Genomic DNA, 14,742 nt, shown 5'->3' on the forward strand with positions numbered 1-14,742 from the left:
CATGCTTACCCACTCACGGATATATTACATTATCATGAAAATTAAATTTTATTTTTTTTATCGTAGGTTAAAAATAATTTAATAACCTTGTCTGTCATATCATTCGGTTTAACGTAATATGGCCTAATAAAATAATGATCACTCCCTCTCATTATGGCATATTCTTTTCTAAAATGATTTTCAGAAATAAGGTCTTGTCCATTGCCAATTATGTATTCATTTTTTTTAAAATCATATAATTCTTTTGTTATTGGATCGCGAAAGCTGATACCAGTGATCAGGGCTTCTTCGAGCTCTGACCCTCCGCCGGCAATGGTTATCTCTGCTGTCTTATCTGCCGTCTTTGTTATTGAAGTTCCTTTAATTGCTGTAGCTTCACCCACTGGCCTAAACTTGGCAGGATGTGTATTATAATAAATATGTAATAATTCATGGTAAAGAGCAATGGCGGGATCTCGATTACGCCAGGGCTCCGCCTTGAGTGTTGTGCCGTCGCCAATGATAAAGTTTCCAGGATCAAACGCGATGGCGCCGCCAGCACTGTTTTTGGCGTAAAATATACCGTCCTTGACACGCTCTATGGCGCTCATGGTCGGGGGATGAATGGTGAAGGCTTTTTCTCGCAAAGCCAGTAATATTTTTTGTCCCAGCGGGGTCTGTTTGATGCCGTTCAATACATTTGTGACCAAAGAAATAAAAAATTCATTGCCCGAGATGGCGATTTTTGTCGCGGTTCTTGTCCCCTGCAGGACGAGATTATAATGTAAAGTTTTTGTATTCTCACCATAATGCGGCATGGGTGTGGTGGATAATTCATCCAAGGCATACGCGAATTTTCTAAAAATACTTTTTGACTCCGATGGGTGAAGATAATTGATGATTTTTTTACAAAATACCGATGTTTCCACAAACAATTCATGAATATCATCCACATCAGCCTTCGTATTGGTTTTCAACGGCAGGCTGATATTCTCTACCCATGCCTCTTGCATGGCTGTTATCTTTACCGTTGCAAGATTAACCTTTTCATCCCTGAACACGCATTTCTTTATAAAATCAATGGCGAGCTGCTTTAACTGGCGTATCGAACCCGCTTCGTATTGCCTGTGTTCCTGGAAAGCTTTATTTATATGGTGAGCGCTTTTCAATATCCGATTGTTCGCTATATCCTGTTTGGCCTTATCAAGTAATTTTTTTATCTTAATCTTCTGTTTAAGAAACGTGTTTTGCTGGCCATATTTTACCAGCTCTTGAGGTTGAACGCTTAGCTGTCTAAAGAGCCCATCCTTATAGTGCAAGGACAATACATGCAGGCGATCCTGGGATCTGATTTCGTAACAATTGATATAGTCTTTCGACGGTGAAACGCCTACAAACCTCTCCTTGATGCGCAAATAACTTTTTTGGTCTTTAGTCCACTGTAAGCCCCGCTCATCCGGAGCGGATAACATGTGTTCCGTGCAATGAGGGTCAATCATGTCGGATCTGATAGCATCCAACAAGGACGGATCGATTTCTTCCGCGGTAGGCGTTTGCAATCGCCAGCCATCGTCATTGAACGACAGGGCATACTGAATGTCCGGTTTGCTTTCGTCGATCATGGCATACTTTATTCCATGCGCCTTGGTGCTCGTCAGTTTGACGGCGGCCTTTTCGCCGTATATCTCGATATAATGCCGGTAAACCGGTTGCGAAAAGGCGGCGTCTTTGGTCACCAATTCATAAATAGGCGCCTGTCCATAATAGTCAGAATCAACGTACGGCTTTAGTACCCCTTCTTCGTTGGCGGCGAGCTTGATTTTGCATTGGTCAATGATATTTTCTATCGAGCGCGCCGGCGCGTCAGGCCACGCACGGGCGCTCAAACCGGCGCCGGCCCCCGTAAATCGGACGGCTTCTTGGGCATGGCCTGCCGCCGCGCGTGCGACGGGCAGGGGAGCGATCACCGCCTCACCACGCGCAGGGCTGTTAAGCGGCGATTGTTCCCTCGCGCCGGCAACAGTTTGTTTGCGGCCGGCTAACGGCACGTGGCTCTCAGGCGCCTTTTCCCCAGGTTTGGCTAACGGCACGTGGCTCTCAGGCACCTTTTCCCCAGGTTTGGCTAACGGTGCTTGTCTCTCAGGCAATATCTCCCCGGGAAGCGGGGGAAGGCGCGCCGCCGGCTTGGCGGGGGGAGCCGTTTTTATTACCAATGGTGGCCGCTTATCACTGCCGAGGGACGGTTGCAGCGTCTTAGGCGGGACATTCCCCGGCGACATAACGGGTGCGTCGATATGATTATGACGCATGATTGTCAAGAGGTCGGCGATATCGTTATTAACAGTGAGGGCAGGCTTATTAGCTAATGCCTTACGATGAATATCGCGCTCTATAAACGGAGACAAGGCGGCAAAATCATCGTAGCGCGAAGCGCTTTTGACGCCGGCATTTTTTACAATGGCGGCGGCACTCCCGCCCGCCAACACGATGCCGCCACCCGCGGCCTTGGCTCCTGCGCGTACCAGCGCGGTGCCTCCAGTGGCCGAGGCGCCCGTTTCTGCGAGCACCGCGCTCCCGCCTGCCACGGCGCCCGTTTCTGCGAGCACCGCGCTCCCGCCTGCCGCGGCGCCCGTTTCTGCGAGCACCGCGCTCCCGCCTGCCACGGCGCCCGTTTCTGCGAGCACCGCGCTCCCGCCTGCCGCGGCGCCCGTTTCTACGAGCACCGCGCTCCCGCCTGCCGCGGCGCCCGTTTCTGCGAGCACCGCGCTCCCGCCGGCCGCGGCGCCCGTTTCTGCAAGCACCGCGCTCCCGCCGGCCGCGGCGCCCGTTTCTGCAAGCACCGCGCTCCCGCCGGCCGCGGCGCCTGTCCCTGCGAGCACCGCGCTCCCGCCTGCCGCGGCGCCTGTCCCTGCGAGCACCGCGCTCCCGCCGATCACGGCAAGAATTGGCCTAGGTGCTATGAACTCTTCAGGTAGCGGCCTCTCAGCCACCTTACCGCCGGGATCTTGCCATTGCCCGCTAACCGGCGATTCCAAGGATGCAGGCGCGGGGTGCTCATCAACAGCGGACAGCTGGACGGTATCCTGCTTCGCGGCCCGGCCCGAAGAATCGAACCTCTGACTCGGGTCTTGCCGTCCTTGCCGCTGTTCAATCGTGGATTCGTCCTGCGCGATAGCGGCGGGGATCTTTTCCGTTCCCTCGCTAACCTGTGGCTGGTACGGGATGTCGGAGACGGGATTGCGTTGCGTTGCGAGACGACTGCTCGCCTCCCTGTGTGGGTTGGGGGAGGGCTTCGCCATGGGTGCGTCCGGCGGCAACAGGGCCGGCACCGATTGAGGCTTCTTATAGATGGGCCGGGCGAATAAGAGCGGGGCCGGATAATGGGGATATTCCTCGTGCGGCACGGTAAAAAACTGGAATGAAATCCCATTGTTGTTTTTTTTATTTATAGGCTGTTGGGGTTTTACTTCCGGCGGTAAAAGGGACGGCGCCGCCTGACGATTTTTATAGATTGGCACCGCAAAAAAGCGAGTGCCTTTATAAGCTGAATATTCGTTATCAGGCAAATACATCAAATTGAACGAAACCTCAGTATTATTTCTCTTCGACAAATTCGGCTGGGGATCGATATTTCCGTGCTGATGGTTGGAAGACGTCCCTGCGGTGATATCGGCCGGAGGATAGGCTAAAGCAGGATTATCTGCCCCACGGCCGCTGACACGGCCGGCCCGCGAATTATCCACAGCCGGCGGGGCCAGCGCTTGCGTCGCATAAAGCCCGACCATCGCTGCCTGGGTCACGCTTTGAATACGCATTTTTGCCGCAGGCGAATTTTCATAAGGAGGGATGGTTGGGTTATTTATCCCTTGCGCCAGTTGATAAAGCGCCCGGCCCCCGGCTCGGTATTCTTCTTCCGGTGCCCTGTCCTCCGCCTGGGGGAGGTTGCGAGCCCTGGCGATTGGCAACATGAACAAGGACAACACCGGTGAATAAATAAATACATCTGTCATTAATTCTTGAAAATATAAAGTGAGCTTTGTCACAGTGACGGACCCCGGTAAAATGTAATCTATATTGATATTGTAAATTGAATGGAGTAATTCGCTTTATCGATACGTATTTAATTGCTTATAATTAATGTGACTTTATATAGGGCTTTATAACGGACTAATAAAAATCACAAGGATTAGGCAAGACAATAACAGAACATTTCCCTTCCCGGAAGGGAAAACTATTCTTATATTAATTCCATTTAGGGAAGCCAGACCGTTAAACGCGGTATGATTCCGCGAGTGCTTTATTCTGATTTTGCCACGAATCAGCTAAAGCATTCTGTTCTGCAATGCCCACACCGCCGCCTCGACCCGGGACTTGAGACTCATTTTCTTCAGCAGATGCTTCACATGGACTTTCACCGTGCTTTCGGTAATATCCAGCTTGCGGGCAATCAGCTTGTTCGATAGTCCATGGGCCAGCAGCTTAAGGATATCCCGCTCCCGCGGGGTCAATGACTGGATATCCCGCTCCGCGCCGGGGCGGTTTTCACGTAGTCCCGCCGCCAGCACCGGCATCAGCGCCGCGCTCAGCACCATCTTTCCCGCCGCGGCCTGCCGCAGCGACTCCAGCAAATCCTCCGGCTCCATGTCCTTAAGCAAATAACCGTCGGCGCCGCGTTTTATGGCGGTGATCACATCGTCTTCGTGGTCGGACACGCTAAACACCACGATCCGCCCGGAAAGGGGAATGCGGCGCATTTTATCCAGCGTATCCAGCCCATTCAGCCCCGGCATATTTAAATCCAGCAGAATCAAATCCGGATCCCACTCCGCCGCCAGCCGTACGCCTTCTTCACCATTGGTGGCTTCCGCCACGACTTTCAGACTGCCGTCCAGACTGATTAACTGCTTGACCCCGCTGCGCAGCATCGGATGATCGTCGATCAGTAAAATGGTGGCGGGATCTTGCGTGCTCATGCCGGGCTCCTGTATTCCCGCTCCGGGGACGATGTCTGCGGATAAATCACCACCCGCACTTCGGTGCCGCCGGCGGCGCGCCGTAGCACCCGGCAGTGTCCGGGCAGTCCGGCGGCGCGATCCCGCATGATCATCAGACCGTAATGATGGGGCCGCTGCTGTACGTCCGGCAGGCCGCGGCCGTTATCGCAAATGCTCAGCACAATCTCATCGCCCTCTTTGGCCGCCGTCACGCTGACCCGGCTGGCCCGTGCGTGTTTAAGCACGTTATTCAGCGCTTCGCGGCTGATATGAATCAAATGAATCACCTGGTGCGGCGTAAAGGTGCCGGCGGGTAATTGATAATCGAAATCTATTTGGAACCCCAGCTTGGCCGAAAATTCATCTACCGCCGTCTTCAGCGCCGCACGCAGGCCCGGCTCGGTCATACTCAGACGGAACGTGGTCAGCAGTTCCCGCAGCTGCCGGTAGGCGGTATTCATTTCCTCGCGCATCTGCTGCATCAGCAGCTTGTTTTCCGGCGCGCTGTCCTGGCTTTGCATTTGCAGGCAGCCGATTTGCAATTTCAGACAGGACAAAGACTGGGCAATACTGTCATGCAATTCCGCGGCGATGGCGGTCCGCTCCGCCATCAGCAGCATCTGCTGGCGATGCTCGGCCTGCCGCTCCAGCGCCAGGGTACTGGTTAATTGTTCAATCAGCGTGGCCATCAGACGCTGCTGGGCCTCGTTCAACGGACGCTCCGCCGGATTGCGCGCCAGCACCAGGCCATAGTTGCCCAATTTATCCCGCAGGCTCCAGCTCAGCGGCTGCAAATCCTCATCGTTCGCCGGGCCGGCGGAATAGCGGATATGCGTCACCGGCGTGGGGCCTTCTTCGGAGAGTCCGGCGGCCAGGGAAGCGTCGTCGAACTGAGCCTCGCCGTTGCTTTCGTAGAACCTGATCTGGATTTCCCGCAGCGGCGTGAAGGACTGCAACTCCTCCAGCACCGGCAACAGACGCTGGCTTAGCGGCTGGTTATTGTGCAATTGACGGCTGGTGCGATAGAGATAATCCAGCACCCGGTTTTTTTGCTGTAAATCGTCGGTTTTCTGCGCTACCCGTTGCTCAAGTTCAGCATACATTTGCGACAGGGAGTGTGACATAGTGTTCAATGTCAGACCAAGCAGGTCCATTTCATGATGGCCCCGGCTGCCGGAACCGGCGGGCAGCGGATAACGCTGGCTAAAATCCCCAGCGGCCACGGCGTTGGCCTGGCGCAGCAGCCGACGCCAGGGCTGCAGCAGGCGGCGGCGCAAATAGAGTATCGTCCCCAGCAGCACCAGCAGGGAAAGGGCTATCTCCGTTTTTTGCACCTGCGCCACCAGCGTCAGCCGGCGTTCGGTTTTCCGGTCGATGGCGGAAACCAGCCCATCGATCTGGCGGACAAACTCCGCCACCTCGGCGGCGGCCTCCTCGGGGCGGCGAGCCTGCTGCAGCCGGGGTTTCAGCCGCGTCTGCCAATAATCGCGCAGGGCGGCATATTGACTCGCCAACCGTTCCCGCCGTACCGGCTGCTGCAAGTCATCGCTTGACTGATCCTGTTCCAATTCCGCCATCAGCGGGGCGCTGTCGCTCCCCAGGGGCACCCGCGACAGCAAACGGTAGCTTTGCATCCGCAACGAGCCGGCCTTGTTAATGGCATGAGCGTTGCCCTGCATGCCGTGGGCCATCCACAGCGAGAGGCCCATACCGCCGATACCGAGCACGCTCAGCGTCAGCATAAGCAGCGTCACCTGGCGAACAATGGAAAGCGGAGCGGAAACCTGTTTCATAAGCGGGTGTTCCTTATTCAGCGACGCACATTGTTTCCCATTGTTGGAAATTACCCTATACCCCTTATGGAGTACCCCCAAATAGCCGGTAGGGAAGAAACAATACCCCAGTTCTGCATGTGGTTTTTTACCATGCTGAAATATAAATGATTTTAAGGATAATACCGCATACTTACTAAGGATAAGAGACCCCGTGACGGGGTTTTATGGAACGCCGCCGGCTTGATTTGCATCAATTCCCGCCGGTGAAAGGTTGCCTAGGGTAGCGAGAAATAACACGACTCTTCTTACCCTGAGCGAGGCTTTTCATGAATCCTCTTACCCGACCCGTCAGCGCACCCCGTGGCGCCGTTATCGAACAGTGGCAGCCGGAGCAGCCTGAATTCTGGCGTACTTACGGACAGCCCGTCGCCCGGCGCAATCTCTGGATTTCCATTTATTGCCTGCTGCTGGCGTTCTGCGTCTGGATGCTGTTCAGCGCGGTGGCGGTCAACCTGAATAAGGTTGGTTTCCATTTTACCACCGACCAGCTGTTTTTGCTTACCGCGCTGCCCGCGGTGTCGGGCGCTATCCTGCGGGTGCCGTACTCTTTTATGGTGCCGCTGATGGGCGGGCGCCGCTGGACCGCCATCAGCACCCTGTTCATGGTGATTCCCTGCCTGTGGCTTGGCGCCGCGGTGCAGGATCCCCGTACGCCGTTCGGCGTCTTCGTCGCTATCGCCCTGCTGTGCGGCTTCGCCGGCGCCAACTTCGCCTCGAGCATGGCCAATATCAGCTTTTTCTTCCCGAAAGCCAGACAGGGCAGCGCGCTGGGGCTCAACGGCGGCATGGGTAATCTGGGCGTCAGCGTCATGCAGCTGGTGGCCCCGCTGGCCATCTCCTTCTCGATGTTTTCTTTTTTCGGCGGCGCCGGCCAACTGCAGGCGGACGGCAGCCGGTTATGGCTGGAAAACGCGGCTTGGATCTGGGTGCCGCTGCTGCTTATCGCCACCGTTTTGGCCTGGTTCGGCATGAACGATCTCGCCACCGCCCGTGCGTCCCTCAGCAGTCAGCTCTTGGTGCTTAAACGCGGGCATATGTGGGTTCTCAGCCTGCTTTACCTGGCGACCTTCGGTTCCTTTATCGGCTTTTCGGCCGGGTTCGCCATGCTGGCGAAAACGCAGTTCCCCGCCATGCAAATCCTGCATTACGCCTTTTTCGGCCCGTTTGTCGGCGCGCTGGCGCGTTCCGCCGGCGGCGCTTTGTCGGACCGGCTCGGCGGTATCCGGGTAACGCTTGTGAATTTCATCCTGATGGCGGTATTTGTCGCGCTGCTGTTCCTTACGCTGCCCAGCCACGGCCAGGGCGGCTCCTTCGCCGCGTTTCTCGGCGTGTTCCTTTTGCTGTTCCTTACCGCCGGACTGGGCAGCGGTTCCACTTTCCAAATGATCACGGTGATTCTGCGGCGGCTGGCGGTATCGCGGGTACTGGCCCAGGGCGGCAGCAATGAGGAAGCGCAGCGGGAAGCCGCCACCGAATCCGCCGCCGCGCTGGGGTTTATTTCCGCCATCGGCGCGGCGGGGGGCTTTTTCATCCCCCAGGCGTTCGGCATGTCCCTGGCGCTCACCGGCTCGCCGGCCGGGGCAATGAAGCTGTTTCTGGTGTTTTACGTGGTATGCGTCCTGATCACCTGGTTTGTCTACGGCCGCAATATCAATAACGGCCTGGCCACCAGAAAACCGCGTTGATCGTAGTTCCAGACAGCTGACAGATATGCTCGGAATCAATAAGGAGGGACAGGATGCCGGAAGAGTAAACCGTCCGCGCCATGGATGGATTCACGGCAGGACTTACCGTATTGATACGATCCGGCATCCTGTCCCGACCGGGCACTATGTCATTGAGCTCAAACTGCATGGGCAGCCTTTCATCATCAACCTGGAGACACCCGGATGAGCAAATTTCTCGACAGGTTCCGCTATTTCAGCCAGCTGGACAAGCCCTTCGCCGACGGCCACGGCCAGACGCTGAATACCAACCGCGATTGGGAAGACGGCTACCGCAGCCGCTGGCAGCACGACAAAATCGTGCGGTCCACCCATGGCGTGAACTGTACCGGCTCATGCAGCTGGAAAATCTATGTCAAAAACGGTCTGGTGACCTGGGAAACCCAGCAAACCGATTACCCCCGCACCCGGCCGGATATGCCGAACCACGAGCCGCGGGGGTGCCCGCGCGGCGCCAGCTACTCCTGGTATCTTTACAGCGCCAACCGGCTGAAATATCCCCAAATGCGCAAGCTGCTGCTCTCTTTATGGCGCGAGGCCCGTGGGGCGCATGAAGATCCGGTGGATGCCTGGGCGGCCATCATGGACAACCCCGCCGCCGTCCGGCGCTACAAACAGGCGCGCGGACGCGGCGGATTTGTCCGCACCACCTGGGAGGAAGCCAATGAGCTGATTGCCGCCGCCAATGTCTATACCGCGAAAACCTACGGCCCGGATCGCATCATCGGCTTTTCCCCCATCCCGGCGATGTCGATGGTGTCCTACGCCGCCGGCACCCGTTATCTGTCCCTTATCGGCGGCGTTTGCCTGAGTTTTTATGATTGGTATTGCGATTTGCCCCCCGCCTCGCCCATGACCTGGGGCGAACAGACCGATGTGCCGGAAGCGGCGGACTGGTACAACTCCTCCTATATCATCGCCTGGGGCTCCAACGTACCCCAGACCCGGACGCCGGACGCCCACTTTTTCACCGAGGTCCGCTACAAGGGCACCAAAACCGTCGCCGTGACCCCCGACTATTCCGAGGTGGCCAAGCTGTGCGACCTGTGGCTGCATCCCAAGCAGGGCACCGACAGCGCGCTGGCATTGGCCCTGGGCCATGTGATTCTGCAGGAGTTTTATATCAACCGGCAGAGCGCATATTTCCTGGATTATGTCCGCCGTTACACCGATATGCCCATGCTGGTGCTGCTGGAGCAGCGGGACGGCTATTATGCCGCCGGCCGGTTGCTGCGGGCCGCCGATCTGGTTGAAGGCCTGGGGCAGAGCAATAACCCGCAGTGGAAAACCGTGGCCATTGATGCCGGCAGCGGCGAACTGACGGTGCCGCTGGGTTCCATCGGTTTCCGCTGGGGCGAAAAGGGCAAATGGAATCTGCAGCAGCTGGACGGCGATGGCCGGGAAACCACCCTGCAGCTGAGCCTGCTGGACCGCCATGACCGGGTGGTGGAGGTGGGGTTTCCCTACTTCGGCGGTACCGAACGGGAACATTTCAATTCGGTGCCGCTGGATAATATCCTGCGGCACCGTTTACCGGTGAAATCCCTCACTCTGGCGGACGGCAGCGAAGCGCTGGTCACCAGCGTCTACGATCTGACTCTGGCCAATTACGGCATTGATCGCGGATTGGGGGATGAAAACTGCGCCGGCGATTACGATGACATCAAGGCCTACAGCCCGGCCTGGGGCGAAAAGGTCAGCGGCGTTTCCCGGGCGAATATCATCCGCGTGGCGCGGGAATTCGCCGATAATGCCGATAAAACCCATGGGCGCTCCATGATTATCCTCGGCGCCGGCATTAACCACTGGTACCACATGGATATGAGCTACCGGGGCCTGATCAACATGCTGGTTTTCTGCGGCTGCATCGGGCAAAGCGGCGGCGGCTGGGCGCACTATGTCGGCCAGGAAAAGCTGCGGCCGCAAACCGGCTGGCTGCCGCTGGCCTTCGGCCTGGACTGGCAGCGCCCGCCCCGGCAAATGAACAGCACCTCGTTTTTCTACAACCACTCCAGCCAGTGGCGTTATGAGACCCTGTCGCCCCAGGAACTGCTGTCCCCCCTGGCGGATAAGTCCCGCTTCACCGGCAGCCTGATCGATTTCAATATCCGCGCCGAACGCATGGGCTGGCTGCCTTCCGCGCCGCAGCTCAATACCAATCCGCTCTCCATTGCCCACAGCGCCAAAGCCGCCGGGCTCACGCCGCAGGAGTACAGCGTGAAGGGGCTGCAGGATGGCTCGCTGCGCTTTGCCGCCGAGCAGCCGGATGACCCGCAAAACTTTCCCCGCAACCTGTTTGTCTGGCGCTCCAATTTGCTCGGATCCTCCGGCAAAGGCCATGAGTACATGCTGAAATACCTGCTGGGCACCGAGCACGGCATCCAGGGCCAGGATCTCGGCCGGCAGGGGGGCGTGATGCCGGAAGAGGCGGAGTGGCGGGAGCAGGGGGGCGAAGGCAAGCTCGATTTGGTGGTGACGCTGGATTTCCGCATGTCCAGCACCTGCCTTTATTCCGATATCGTGCTGCCCACCGCCACCTGGTATGAAAAGGACGATTTGAATACCTCCGATATGCACCCCTTTATCCACCCCTTTTCGGCCGCGGTGGACCCGGCCTGGGAATCAAAAAGCGATTGGGAAATCTATAAAGGCATCGCCAAGGCGTTTTCACAGGTTTGCCGGGGGCATCTGGGGGTGGAAACGGATGTGGTGACACTGCCCATCCAGCACGATTCCAATGCCGAACTGGCGCAGCCCTATGGCGTGACGGACTGGAAAAAGGGCGAATGCCCGCTGATTCCGGGTAAAACCGCGCCTCATCTCATGGTGGTGGAACGAGACTACCCCAATACCTATGAACGCTTCACCTCTCTGGGTCCGCTGATGGATAAGCTCGGCAACGGCGGCAAGGGCATCAACTGGGATACCCTGACGGAAGTGGATTTCCTGCGCAAGCTGAACCGCGCCAAGCTCGACGGCGCCGCCGCTGGCCGTCCCAATATCGATACCGCCGTTGATGCCGCGGAAGTGATTCTGTCGCTGGCGCCGGAAACCAACGGCCAGGTGGCGGTAAAGGCCTGGACGTCGCTAGGGGTCGCCACCGGCCTTGACCACCGCCATCTGGCCCTCAATAAAGAAGACGAAAAAATCCGTTTCCGAGATTTGCAGGCGCAGCCGCGTAAAATCATCTCCAGCCCCATCTGGTCCGGACTGGAGGATGAACATGTCTCCTACACCGCCGGCTATACCAATGTGCATGAACTCATTCCCTGGCGCACCTTGTCGGGCCGGCAGCAGCTCTATCAGGACCATGAGTGGATGCGCGCGTTTGGCGAAAGCCTGCCGGTCTATCGCCCCCCCATCGATACCCGCGCCGCCGTGTCGCAGCTGAATCTTAAACCCAACGGCAATCCGGAGAAGGCGCTGAACTTTTTGACGCCGCATCAGAAATGGGGCATTCACTCCACCTACAGCGACAACCTGCTGATGCTGACCCTCTCCAGGGGGGGACCGATCCTCTGGTTAAGCGAGGATGACGCGCGGGAACTGGGCATTGCCGATAACGACTGGGTGGAAGCGTTCAACGCCAACGGCGCCCTCAGCGCCAGGGCGGTGGTGAGCCAACGCATTCCCGCCGGCATGATCATGATGTATCACGCCCAGGAGCGGATCATGAATCTCCCCGGTTCGGAAATCACCGGCCAGCGCGGCGGTATACATAATTCCGTGACCCGGGTCTGCCCGAAACCCACACATATGATCGGCGGTTATGCCCAGTTGGCCTACGGCTTCAACTACTACGGCACCGTCGGCTCCAATCGCGATGAATACGTGGTGATCCGCAGAATGGACCGTATCGACTGGCTGGACGGCGAAGGCAATGACGACGCCCAGGGCAACGCGGCGGCGGGAACCTCACACTATACGGCGAGGGTAAAATGAACATTCGCTCCCAAGTAGGCATGGTGCTCAATCTTGATAAATGCATCGGCTGCCACACCTGTTCGGTGACCTGTAAAAATGTCTGGACCAGCCGGGAAGGCATGGAATACGCCTGGTTCAACAACGTCGAGAGCAAGCCCGGCATCGGTTATCCCAATGCCTGGGAAGACCAGGAAAAGTGGCAGGGGGGCTGGATTCGCACCATCAAGGGCCGGCTGCAGCCGCGCATGGGCAGCCGCGTCGGGCTGCTGTCGAATATCTTCGCCAACCCCCATATGCCGGAAATCGATGACTATTACGAGCCGTTCGATTACGACTACCAAAATCTGCATACCGCGCCGGCGGGTAAACACCAGCCGGTGGCGCGTCCCCGATCGCTGCTGTCCGGCCGGCGAATGAAAAAGATTGTCGGCAGCGCGAACTGGGAAGATATCCTCGGCGGCGAGTTTGAACAGCGCGCCCGGGACCGCAACTTCGATAATATGCAAAAAGCCATGTACGGCGAGTATGAAAACACCTTTATGATGTATTTGCCCCGCCTGTGCGAGCACTGCCTTAATCCGGCCTGCGTGGCGACCTGCCCGAGCGGCGCTATTTACAAGCGCGGCGAAGACGGCATCGTGCTTATCGACCAGGACAAATGCCGCGGCTGGCGCATGTGCCTTACCGGCTGCCCCTACAAAAAGATTTATTTCAACTGGAAAAGCGGCAAGTCGGAGAAATGCATTTTCTGCTATCCGCGTATCGAAGCGGGACAGCCCACCGTCTGCTCAGAAACCTGCGTCGGGCGCATCCGCTATCTGGGGGTTCTGCTCTATGACGCCGACCGCATCGAACAGGCGGCGCTGGCGGAAGATGAGCAGCATCTCTACCAAAGCCAGCTGGATATTTTTCTCGATCCCAACGATCCGCAGGTTATCGCCCAGGCGCTGCGGGACGGCATACCCCAGGGGGTAATCGACGCGGCCCAGCAGTCCCCGGTCTATAAGCTGGCGGTGGACTGGAAGCTGGCGCTGCCGCTGCATCCGGAATACCGTACGCTGCCGATGGTCTGGTATGTCCCGCCGCTGTCCCCCATCCAGTCCGCCGCCGACGGCGGAAATTTGCCCCTGAGCGGCGTGCTGCCGGATGTGGAAAGCCTGCGCATACCGGTGCAGTACCTGGCCAATATGCTCACTGCCGGCGATACCGCGCCGGTGCTGCTGGCGTTGAAACGTCTGTTGGCCATGCGCCATTACAAACGCGCCGAAACCGTGGAGGGGATATCGGATATCAGCGCCTTGGACGAGGTGGGACTCACCGAGGCGCAGGCCCGGGAAATGTACCGCTACCTGGCCATCGCCAACTATGAGGATCGTTTCGTGGTGCCCTCCAGCCATCGGGAGCTGGCGCGGGAAGCCTTCCCGGAGAGCAGGGGCTGTGGTTTCAGCTTTGGCGACGGCTGCCGCGGCGGCGACAGCCGTTTCAATCTGTTCGATACCCGCCGTATCGACGCCATCGATATCAGCGGTAACACCGCCCGTGGGGGTTCCCATGATTAGCCTGAAGATTATCGGCATGTTGCTGGATTATCCGCAGCAGGATGTCCGGGATAACCGGGCAGAGCTTAACTCGGCGGTCCGGGCCGCCGCTGAGCTTACCGCCGCCCAACGCGCGCCGCTGACGGATTTTATCCGGCGGTACTGCGACGGAACGCTGCTGGACGCCCAGGAAGCCTATTGCGGACTGTTCGACAGAGGCCGCGCCATGTCGCTGCTGCTGTTCGAGCATGTCCACGGCGAATCACGCGATCGCGGCCAGGCGATGGTGGATTTGCTGCAGCAGTATCGCGATGCCGGTCTGCGGCTAGACAGCCGCGAGCTGCCGGACTTTTTGCCGCTGTATCTGGAATACCTCTGCCTGTGCCCGCCGGATGACGCCCAGGAAGGGCTGCGTGATATCGCGCCCATCCTGGCTCTGCTGGGGGCGCGGCTGCGGCAGCGCGAGAGCCGCTATGCCGAACTGTTCGATCTCCTGCTGAGCCTGTGCGACAGCGAACTGCGCAGCACGACCCTGCGGGAACAGATTGCCGGCGAAGCGCGGGACGACACCCCGGCGGCGCTGGACGCGGTGTGGGAAGAGGAGCAGGTCACGTTCCTGGGCGGGGAGGGCTGTGACACGGCGGAGCAGACCCGGCACCAACGTCGTTTTGCCGGCGCGGTGGCGCCGCAATATCTGGATATCGGACAAGCCCCGGCGCGGCCGGCCGCCGACAGCAAAGGACAATAA

Annotated in this window: 7 protein-coding genes; 4 read left to right on the plus strand and 3 right to left on the minus strand. The window is 58.0% G+C overall.

Annotated features, from left to right (window positions below):
* Positions 1 to 41: 41 nt before the first annotated feature.
* The 3 genes from ACL2XO_RS13035 to narX form a co-directional block, all read right to left on the minus strand.
* Positions 42 to 4,022, minus strand: coding sequence for a hypothetical protein (locus ACL2XO_RS13035; RefSeq protein ID WP_413742895.1), 3,981 nt, complete (start codon positions 4,020 to 4,022; stop codon positions 42 to 44).
* A 279-nt stretch (positions 4,023 to 4,301) separates the two neighbouring features.
* The gene (narL, locus tag ACL2XO_RS13040; RefSeq protein WP_132921931.1) at positions 4,302 to 4,952 is read right to left on the minus strand and encodes a two-component system response regulator NarL; all 651 of its coding nucleotides are present in this window, start codon (positions 4,950 to 4,952) and stop codon (positions 4,302 to 4,304) included.
* Entirely contained in the window at positions 4,949 to 6,766 is a 1,818-nt protein-coding gene (narX, locus tag ACL2XO_RS13045) for a nitrate/nitrite two-component system sensor histidine kinase NarX (protein ID WP_413724222.1), read from the minus strand. Before narX ends, narL begins: the two co-directional genes overlap by 4 nt.
* A gap of 308 nt (positions 6,767 to 7,074) precedes the next feature.
* Here narX and ACL2XO_RS13050 point away from each other — a divergent pair, with 308 nt between their 5' ends.
* From ACL2XO_RS13050 to narJ, 4 genes are all read left to right on the plus strand, one after another.
* Positions 7,075 to 8,493: a NarK family nitrate/nitrite MFS transporter gene (locus tag ACL2XO_RS13050; protein ID WP_413742896.1), complete on the plus strand. Its 1,419-nt coding sequence runs from the start codon at positions 7,075 to 7,077 to the stop codon at positions 8,491 to 8,493.
* Positions 8,494 to 8,697: 204 nt separating this feature from the next.
* Positions 8,698 to 12,474, plus strand: a complete 3,777-nt coding sequence (locus ACL2XO_RS13055; RefSeq protein WP_413724224.1) for a nitrate reductase subunit alpha — start codon at positions 8,698 to 8,700, stop codon at positions 12,472 to 12,474.
* Complete coding sequence (narH, locus tag ACL2XO_RS13060) at positions 12,471 to 14,015, plus strand: nitrate reductase subunit beta (RefSeq protein ID WP_413724225.1); 1,545 nt, start codon at positions 12,471 to 12,473, stop codon at positions 14,013 to 14,015. The genes ACL2XO_RS13055 and narH overlap by 4 nt, the downstream gene beginning before the upstream one ends.
* A complete protein-coding gene (gene narJ / locus ACL2XO_RS13065; protein WP_413742897.1) occupies positions 14,008 to 14,742 on the plus strand; it encodes a nitrate reductase molybdenum cofactor assembly chaperone in 735 nt (244 codons plus the stop codon). The genes narH and narJ overlap by 8 nt, the downstream gene beginning before the upstream one ends.

This window comes from Sodalis sp. RH15, assembly GCF_047324255.1.
GTDB lineage: Bacteria > Pseudomonadota > Gammaproteobacteria > Enterobacterales > Enterobacteriaceae > Acerihabitans > Acerihabitans ligni.

What these genes read in the sequence shown, in the direction of transcription:
- narH (WP_413724225.1), top strand. Translation starts at nt 12,471, where the DNA reads ATGAACATTCGCTCCCAAGTAGGCATGGTGCTCAATCTTGATAAATGC.
- ACL2XO_RS13055 (WP_413724224.1), top strand. Translation starts at nt 8,698, where the DNA reads ATGAGCAAATTTCTCGACAGGTTCCGCTATTTCAGCCAGCTGGACAAG.
- narL (WP_132921931.1), bottom strand. Translation starts at nt 4,952, where the DNA reads ATGAGCACGCAAGATCCCGCCACCATTTTACTGATCGACGATCATCCG.
- ACL2XO_RS13050 (WP_413742896.1), top strand. Translation starts at nt 7,075, where the DNA reads ATGAATCCTCTTACCCGACCCGTCAGCGCACCCCGTGGCGCCGTTATC.
- narJ (WP_413742897.1), top strand. Translation starts at nt 14,008, where the DNA reads ATGATTAGCCTGAAGATTATCGGCATGTTGCTGGATTATCCGCAGCAG.
- narX (WP_413724222.1), bottom strand. Translation starts at nt 6,766, where the DNA reads ATGAAACAGGTTTCCGCTCCGCTTTCCATTGTTCGCCAGGTGACGCTG.